Source organism: Microcystis sp. LE19-84.1B, assembly GCF_027531875.1.
Classification (GTDB): domain Bacteria; phylum Cyanobacteriota; class Cyanobacteriia; order Cyanobacteriales; family Microcystaceae; genus Microcystis; species Microcystis panniformis.
Genome location: NZ_JAPZSR010000182.1, coordinates 1 through 1,770, shown reverse-complemented (window position 1 = coordinate 1,770; position 1,770 = coordinate 1). Strand labels below are relative to the sequence as shown.

The 1,770-nt window shown below is 44.2% G+C and carries 2 protein-coding genes and 1 pseudogene; 1 reads left to right on the top strand and 2 read right to left on the bottom strand.

The window, feature by feature from the left end; genetic code table 11:
- Both O9324_RS10985 and O9324_RS10980 read right to left on the bottom strand, forming a co-directional pair.
- Window positions 1–234, bottom strand: a 234-nt coding sequence (locus tag O9324_RS10985; RefSeq protein WP_288140198.1) for a helix-turn-helix domain-containing protein, incomplete at its 3' end; no start/stop codon positions are given.
- Between the two features lie 73 nt (window positions 235–307).
- Window positions 308–970 (bottom strand): DUF2092 domain-containing protein, encoded by a 663-nt coding sequence (locus O9324_RS10980; protein WP_002769111.1) that lies wholly within the window; start codon window positions 968–970, stop codon window positions 308–310.
- 376 nt (window positions 971–1,346) lie between these two features.
- On the opposite strand from O9324_RS10980, the pseudogene O9324_RS10975 reads away from it, so the two are divergent.
- Window positions 1,347–1,568: pseudogene (locus O9324_RS10975) on the top strand (AraC family transcriptional regulator); the annotation flags it as partial.
- Between the last annotated feature and the right edge of the window lie 202 nt (window positions 1,569–1,770).

Here is a 1,770-nt window from a genome sequence, read left to right as displayed (position 1 = left end):
TTGTAAAGGTACACAGCTTACCTCATTGAGAAAGTCTAATTCTTCTTGCTTTTTCCAATCGGTCAACATTGAAGAAGTTTGAGCATATCCTACTCTTTCTTGCTTTTCGTACCAAGCTTGTGTTCGTTCGTGGAGAGCTTTGTTGTAAACCAATCTTACACAGCCCAAAGTGCGCCGCAATAGCGACTCTTGTTCGGGTGTGGGGTAAAATCGAAACGAATAGGCTTTTTCCATACCTCACATTCTAACACATATTTTGTAAATGCGCTAAGATTTAACAGCAAAGCCAACCTAAAACGGCGGGGTTTCAGACCCAAAATTTCCGATGACGAAGACGAGCGGGATCGTCGCGATAGACGGCGCGGATCATGCGGGGCAGTTTATCTTCGACCCCGATCCACAATTGGGCAAAAATTTTGTTATTAGCGATCGCTATCATCTTGGTGGTGGTTCCCCCCACCACTTGCGATTGTCCGATCAAGAAGGCATAGGTCAAACCGGGGGCGATATCTTGGTAGGGATCGGCAACGATGATATCGGTAAAGGGGAAATAGATGGCGGCGGCATCGTAAGCCAATTTTAAAGCGGCATCGAGATTGTTAGGAGCTTTGGTGACAGCCACCAGATTTTCCGTTGGCAAATAGGCGGTAATAGTTTTGCCATCGTAGTAGAATTGGTTAGCCTGACCGTCTCCCGGACTAATCACCCTGAGCTTATTGGGCCGTTCCAGGGTGACATCGGCGATCGTTGTGTACACCAGAGGTGGGCCGATACGACTGGGACTCTCGTAGGTGATAGTGGCGGTAAAGGCCAGGGAACGAGCGGCACTTAAGCGATCGCTCATTTGCTTGAGAATTGCTAGGGCCTTGGGTTCAATTTTTGGGGGAGTTTCTGCTGAGACTGGGGAAACGATTCCCAGCCCAGAGGAGCTAATTAGACCCAGTAAAAGGATTTTTGGCAGAAAATTCATGGCAGCTCTGAAAATCTAGTTTTTGTTAATGTGCTTAGACTGCTCGCAAAAATAACCGAGGAATTATTAATTAAACTGGTGACTTGTTTTTTGATTGATTGATTGATGGCTTTTACCGCTTCTCTTGCTGGAGAACCTCTATTTTATTCCTCAATTCTAAGATTTGGTTGTTTTCATCAGCAAAAGTTTATAAATTTGACCTGGGGGAAGTCAGGGCATTGTTCTGTCGAAAAAGAGTGACGAGTTGAGGTAATAGATGGTAGTTTTCACAATTTCGACATTCAATATAGCGTGTCATCAAAATTTTTCTTGCCATCTCACGCCAAAATCGCGATAATCTTCACAGTTTCCTTTCGCCGACTTGTTCTCTAATGAGATGAAATATATCCCCCTGCTTCGGGTTAATACTTTGTTACCCTTTGTTACGTTTCTTCATCGCATCGGTTCCCCCACGGAAAAATTATTAGAGGAGGTAAAATTACCCTTATTTGCGCTCGATCATCCCGAATCTTTAATCCCACGTCATCAGGCCTTCTCGTTGATCGAGAAAGCGGCGCACAGAGAAGGTATAGACAACTTAGGATTATTAGTAGGGAAGGCAACTTCGATCGCTGATTTAGGGACTTTCGGGCGAATTATTTGTCAGTCTTTGACTGTCTGGTTCTTCGTTACTTGGTATGGTTCGATAGGGGGGCATAAATCGACTAAATCCTTATCTGGCAAGAGACTTAATTGATTAGTTCGCTCTAGAGCAAAAACAATTGACAAAAATCGCTAAATGCCTTTCTATATAAGGGTTC